Origin of the sequence: Kitasatospora sp. NPDC098663 (genome assembly GCF_044760075.1) — a bacterium.
Taxonomy (GTDB): domain Bacteria; phylum Actinomycetota; class Actinomycetes; order Streptomycetales; family Streptomycetaceae; genus Kitasatospora.
Genome location: NZ_JBIWAP010000112.1, coordinates 1 through 5864 on the forward strand (window position 1 = coordinate 1; position 5864 = coordinate 5864).

The following is a 5864-nucleotide window of genomic DNA, read 5'->3' on the forward strand; positions in this document are numbered from 1 at the left end:
TGTCCCGTCTCAAATGATCTTGATCGTTTGTCAGATGATCTTGACGGACGGTAGGTTTCTGTCATTTGATCTTGATCAGTGGCGGGGGTCTCGGTGGCAGTTGCCTCGTTGGTGTACGACGACCCGGTGCTGTCGGCGTTCGAGCTGGACTTCGTCGACGCTGGTGAGCGCTGTCGGCTTCCGCTCGGCCAGGCCTGGAACCGGCGGTTCGAGTCCACCGACCCGGTACGCGAGTTCCGCTGGGCGAAGGACGGCCAGAGTTTCGCGGGCTGGTACTTCTCCGCGACGGTGGGCGGCCACGTGGGCTACGAGTCGTGGCTGGAGCGGGATCGGCTGATCCTGCTGGACCGCGAGCCCGAGGTCGTGGGGATCGCCTCGCAGCCGTTCTGGCTGCACTGGCACGACGGCCTGCGGCGGCGCCGGCACGCGCCGGACTACTTCGTGCGGCTGGCCGACGGCCGGGGCCGGGTGGTGGACGTGCGGGCTGGCGACCGGATCGAGCGGGCGGACGCCGAGGCCTTCGCCGCGACGGAACGGGCCTGCCGGGCGGTGGGCTGGGAGTTCGTCCGGGTCGGCGAGCCGGATCCGGTGGTCATGGAGAACGTGCGCTGGCTGTCGCGCTACCGCCGGCGCCGCTGCGCGGACCCCGATGTCGGCGCGCGGCTGCTCGACGTGTTCGCCGACGGGGCGCCGCTTCGGGCCGGGGTGGCGCAGGCCGGCGATCCACTCGTGGTGCTGCCGGTGCTGTTCCACCTGCTGTGGCACGGCGACCTGGTCGCGGACCTGGAGAGCGCGCCGCTGTCGTCGACCACGCCGGTCGGCGTCGGGAGGCGGGCGCGGTGAGCGGGATGCAGCAGCCGGCCCGGCTCGTGGTCGGCGCGTGGGTGCGCTTCGCCGGGCAGGTCCGGGCGATCGTGAGCGTCACCGCGAAGTCGGCGACGCTGTCGGACGCCGGCGGCGGCCGGGTGGATGTGCCGATCGGCGAGCTGACGGACGCCCCGGACTTCGCCGTGGTCGACCTGCCGGTCCGTACGCCGCTGCCCGCCCAGTCCCGGCTGGAGACGTTCCCGCCAGAGGCGATCGAGAAAGCGCTGTGGTGGGAGGGCCACATCCTCGAAGTCCTGCACGGCCGCCTCCCGGAGGCCAACCCCGACGCTCCGCCGCGCCCGGGCTACGGCCCGGGAACGTCGCTGACGGCCCGGCAGCGGGCGAAGGCCGCCGAGCTGACGGCGGCCGACCACGCGGTGTCGGCCAGCGCGATCGGCAACCTGCGGCGCAGGTACCAGGTCGAGGGCGTGCTCGGCCTGGTCGACCGCCGAGCCGCCCCCAGGGCACCGGAATTCACCGCGGTCGACGAGCGGGTCGTCGCGGCGATGCGCGCGGCGATCAGCGAGGGCGTCGACGCCTCCACCCGCACCGGCTCCTACCTGATCTGGCGGACCGGCGAGATCCTGCGCCAGACGCCCGAGACCCAGGGCGTCGAGCTGCCCTCGCGGAGCACGCTCTACCGGCTGCTGGCGAAGCTGACCCTCAGGACCCACACCTTCGGCACCGCGAGCACCCGCCGCTCCCGGGCCCACGGGGCGAAGACCCCGTTCGGCGAGCTGCCGGCGTTCGCGCCGGGCGAGGTGATGCAGATCGACTCCACGCCGATGGACGTGATGGTCCTGCTGGACGACGGCGTCCCGGGCCGGATCGAGCTGACCGCGATGATCGACGTGGCGACGCGCACGCTCACCGCGGCGGTGCTGCGGCCGACCACCAAGGCGGTCGACGCGAGCGTGCTGCTGGCCCGCACCGTCACGCCGGAGCCGCTGCGGCCGGGCTGGGCGGAGGCCCTGCGGATGTCGCGCTCGGTGCTGCCGCACCGCCGGCTGCTGAGTCTGGACGAGCGCCTGGAGCACGCTGCGGCCCGGCCGGTGATCGTCCCGGAGATGATCGTCTGCGACCACGGGAAGGCGTTCATCTCCCGCAACTTCAAGTCGTCGTGCCGGTTCCTGGAGATCGACTTCCAGCCCGCTCACAAGGGCTCCGGCTTCGAGAAGGGCCACATCGAGAAGATGCTGGCCTCGATCGCGTCACTGTTCGTCCAGTTCCTGCCCGGTCACCTGGGTCGCAGCACCGACCACCGCGGCCGCCACCCCGAGCGCGATCGGCTCTGGTCGCTGCTGGAGCTCCAGGAGCTGCTGGACGAGTGGATCGTTGCCCACTGGCAGAACCGGCCGCACGACAGCCTGCGCGACCCCACGCACCCGAGCCGGACGTTCACCCCGAACGAGAAGTACGCGACCCTCGTCGAGGCCTGCGGCTACGTCCCGGTCGCGCTCGCCGGCGACGACTACATCGAGCTGCTGCCTGCCGAGTGGCGCGCCGTCAACGACTACGGCATCAAGTTCAAGCACCGCGTCTACGACAGCCCCGAACTCGACCCGCTCCGGCGCCAGGACTCCGGCATCACCGCCAAGCGCGGCCTGTGGGAGATCCACCGCGACCCCTACGACGTCTCCCGGATCTGGGTGCGCGACCACCGCGGCGAGGGCCGGCCCTGGATCCAGGCAACCTGGAAGCACCTGCACCGCGCGCCGGTCCCCTTCGGCGAACTGGCCTGGGACCACGTCAGCCACCAGCTGCCCGGCGCCACAGAGACCGAGATCGCCGACGCGGTCGCCGCCCTGCTCACCCGCGCCCACGCCGGACCCGACCGGCCCGCCGCGGGCAAGCCAGGCCGCCGCGACCGGCGGGTCGCCGCCCGCACCCGCGCGACCACCACCGCGGGCGCCGTCCCGCCGAAGGACTCCCCCACGCCGCCCGCACCGGCCCCAGAGCCGGAGCCCGCCGATGACGGCCGGCCGCTGGCCAAGGTCATCCCGCTCGGCCTGTTCGACCCCCTGGAAGACCCCTGGAGACGCACGTGACCGCCCGCCCCACCATCACCGACCCCGCCGACCGGGACGGTGACGAGGCGGCCGGGCGGCACCTGACCACGCTGGAGGGCTGGCGGCAGTTCACCGCCGATCCGCCCCCGCCGCCGAGGCTGCTGTCCCGGCGGCGGTACGACGCGCTCGGCGACCTGGAGCGGACGTTCTACGACGAGGCCCGCCTCGACCACCACGCCCGCCTGCGGGTCGTCGCCACCTCCACGGTCCGGCACGCGGTCACCTGCGGGCGGCGCCTGGTCCTGCTGAACCGGCACGCCGTCAGCGCCCGGCGCGGGCTGATCCTCTCCGGTCCGGCCGGCACCGGCAAGACCATCGCCATCACCCAGCTCGGCCGCGCCCACGAACTCCTCGACCGCGCCCGCCACCCCGGCCGCGGCGAGCGTATCCCGGTCGTCTACATCACCGTCCCGCCCGCCGCAACGCCCCGGATGCTCGCCGCCGAGTTCGCCCGCTTCCTCGGCCTGCCGGTCACGCGGAGCGCGAACATCACCGACATCACCGAGGCCGTCGTCGGCGTCTGCACCGACACCCGCACCGGCCTGGTCCTGGTCGACGAGCTGCACAACATCTCCCTGACGAGCCGCTCCGGTGCCGAGGTCGCCGACACCCTCAAGTACTTCTCCGAGCGCATCCCCGCCACGTTCGTCTACGCCGGCATCGACATCGAGCGCAGCAACCTGCTGTCCGGCACCCGCGGCGCACAGATCGCCGGCCGCTTCACCCTGCTGCCCACCAGCCCCTTCCCCTACGGCGAGGAATGGACCGCTCTGGTCGCCACCTTTGAGCAGCACCTCCTGCTCCACGACCACCGGCCGGGCACCCTCGCCGCCCTCGACCGCCACCTCCACCACCGCACCGGCGGCATGATCGGCGCCCTGTCCCACCAGATCCGCGGCGCCGCCATCGACGCGATCCTCACCGGCACCGAGGAGATCACCAAGAGCGGCCTGGACGCCATCCCGCTCGACCACGCCGCCCAGACCAGCGCCCGCACCCCGCCCTCCGGCCGCCGCCGATGACCGACCCGAGCACCCGGCCGCCGCTGCGGCCCCTGCCGGTCCGTGTCCCTCCGCGGCTCGGCGAGGGCACCGACAGCTACCTCCGCCGCCTCGCGCGGGCCAACCACCTCAAACCCAGCTACCTGAACGCCCTGACCAGTCCGAGATCCAACATCGGCAAGCCCGACATCACCCTCCTCGCCCAGCTCGCCGGACGCCGCCCGGCCGACCTGCGACGTGCCCTCTCCGATGCCCCCGGCAGGCCGCAGCCCGCACAGCACAAACCCGCGGACCTGCGCGAGGCCGGGCAGAGTGAGCTCATCCGCGGGATCGACCTGCTTCTCGCGCTGGCACCGCCGCGCAACGGCGTCCCCTGGCGACTGGCCGCCCGGCGCCACGGACTACGTCGCAAGGACCTGCGCCGGGCCCTCCAGCAGCAACCCGTCCGTCGGCTGGCCCGGACCGTACCCGCCGACGACACCCAGCGCCGCCGCATCCGCGCTCTGGCCGGGGCCGGCCGGTCGACGGCGCAGATCTGGGCCCAGATGATGGACGATCACGACACACCGCTCACCTACTCCGCCATCAACGCCTTCCTCCAGCGTGTCCGCCGCATGTGATTGGGTGCGCTCAGATTTCCGCGGCCACCGCCTTCGAGAGGATCGTCCATGTCGCAGTACCCGTCGCTGACCCGTGCCCTGGCGGAGGCGCTCGTGGATCTCACCAGGTTCGTCGAGAGCGCGGACGACGACCTCATGGATCAGGACGATGCGGTGAAGGCGCTGGAAGGCGTCGCCGCAGTGGTGGATCGCCTGTCCAGCGCCCAGCGCGCGGAGTTCCAGCAGGTGATCGACGCAATGACCGAAGCCGAGACCGATCCCGGCCGCCGTGAATTCCTGGCAGCGTTCCCGGACGGGTTCGGACTCGTGAAGTAGCGGCCGATCACTCCAGGCTGGGCACGGCGCTGCCCACGGGGTGTCACCGCCCGGCGCGCAGCCCGCTGAGTCCGGCTCCGACCCTGGCCAGCATCTGGCCGAGGAGGTGGAGGGCCCGTGCCCGTGTCGGCGCTCCTCGCGCCGTTCCCGTCCAGTAGGTGTCGGTGAGGTTCTCGGTCATCGTGAGGATCCGGTCCTCGTCCTGAGCAGCAAGCACGAGGACGAAGCGCACGAAGTCACCGATGTCGCTGCCCTGCGGGTGCCGGTGGATGAAGGCCTGCAGGCGTGGGAGCAGGGCGGGCAGGGTGCGTTCGGTGGGGAAGACAACGGCGAGGCCCGCGAGGGCCAGCCTCACCGCCGGGCATTCGGCCGGCCAACGGATCAGCAGATCCGGCGTGCAGGCCTGAACCGCGCCGCGGACCCGGGCCTCGCTGTCGGGATCGGCATGTCTCGGGGTGGCCGGCCATGCCTCGGCGAGATGGCGCTCGGCGACGGTGGCGGCCCTGAACAGCAGACCGACGGCCTGGAACCGGTATCGGGCAGGGACCCGGTCGTCGACAGCCAGTGCCGCGAGCAGGACGAGGCCGTCGGCAGTAGCCGGCTGACAGGCGTCCTGGTGGAGGATCTCGTTGTCGAAGTCCCTGAGGAAGCTCCGGTCGTCCCAGGAGGAGTCGGTCCCGGCGTCGAACAGCATCGCGGCCTGGGGCGGCCTGCGGCCCGGCAGGCGGTCGGCGATGACGTCCCGGAAGAGCCGGCGGATCGGCGGACCGAAAGCACCCGCGCCGCACCGGACCTGCTCGGCTTCGGCATGCATATCCATGACCAGCGCAGCCTACTGGAGCGTCCCGGGCCAGCAGCCTGCCGCCCTGGCCGACGAGCAGGACGTCAGCCCCCACCTGCTCCGGTGAAGCCGAACCTCGTGATCACCGCTAACCGTTCTGATGTGATCAAGATCGTTTGACAAACGGTCAAGATCATTTGACACAGGACAG

6 protein-coding genes are annotated in these 5864 nt (G+C 72.2%); 5 read left to right on the forward strand and 1 reads right to left on the reverse strand.

All coding sequences use genetic code 11. The features are described from left to right. Positions 1–93 precede the first annotated feature (93 nt). From ACIQVZ_RS42140 to ACIQVZ_RS42160, 5 genes are read left to right on the forward strand one after another with little or no spacing between them, the layout of a single operon-like run. Positions 94–843, forward strand: a complete 750-nt coding sequence (locus tag ACIQVZ_RS42140) for a TnsA-like heteromeric transposase endonuclease subunit (protein WP_402458412.1) — start codon at positions 94–96, stop codon at positions 841–843. Further along, complete coding sequence (locus ACIQVZ_RS42145; RefSeq protein WP_402458415.1) at positions 840–2915, forward strand: Mu transposase C-terminal domain-containing protein; 2076 nt, start codon at positions 840–842, stop codon at positions 2913–2915. The genes ACIQVZ_RS42140 and ACIQVZ_RS42145 overlap by 4 nt, the downstream gene beginning before the upstream one ends. Beyond that, a complete protein-coding gene (locus ACIQVZ_RS42150) occupies positions 2912–3958 on the forward strand; it encodes a TniB family NTP-binding protein (RefSeq protein ID WP_402458418.1) in 1047 nt (348 codons plus the stop codon). Before ACIQVZ_RS42145 ends, ACIQVZ_RS42150 begins: the two co-directional genes overlap by 4 nt. Continuing rightward, the gene (locus tag ACIQVZ_RS42155; RefSeq protein WP_402458420.1) at positions 3955–4557 is read left to right on the forward strand and encodes a hypothetical protein; all 603 of its coding nucleotides are present in this window, start codon (positions 3955–3957) and stop codon (positions 4555–4557) included. Before ACIQVZ_RS42150 ends, ACIQVZ_RS42155 begins: the two co-directional genes overlap by 4 nt. A 48-nt stretch (positions 4558–4605) precedes the next feature. Then, a complete protein-coding gene (locus tag ACIQVZ_RS42160) occupies positions 4606–4872 on the forward strand; it encodes a hypothetical protein (RefSeq protein ID WP_401092606.1) in 267 nt (88 codons plus the stop codon). Positions 4873–4915: 43 nt separating this feature from the next. Here the strand turns inward: ACIQVZ_RS42160 and ACIQVZ_RS42165 are convergent, their stop codons facing one another. Then, a complete protein-coding gene (locus ACIQVZ_RS42165) occupies positions 4916–5692 on the reverse strand; it encodes a hypothetical protein (protein ID WP_402458423.1) in 777 nt (258 codons plus the stop codon). Positions 5693–5864 lie beyond the last annotated feature (172 nt).

What these genes read in the sequence shown, in the direction of transcription:
- ACIQVZ_RS42155 (WP_402458420.1), top strand. Translation starts at nt 3,955, where the DNA reads ATGACCGACCCGAGCACCCGGCCGCCGCTGCGGCCCCTGCCGGTCCGT.
- ACIQVZ_RS42160 (WP_401092606.1), top strand. Translation starts at nt 4,606, where the DNA reads ATGTCGCAGTACCCGTCGCTGACCCGTGCCCTGGCGGAGGCGCTCGTG.
- ACIQVZ_RS42165 (WP_402458423.1), bottom strand. Translation starts at nt 5,692, where the DNA reads ATGGATATGCATGCCGAAGCCGAGCAGGTCCGGTGCGGCGCGGGTGCT.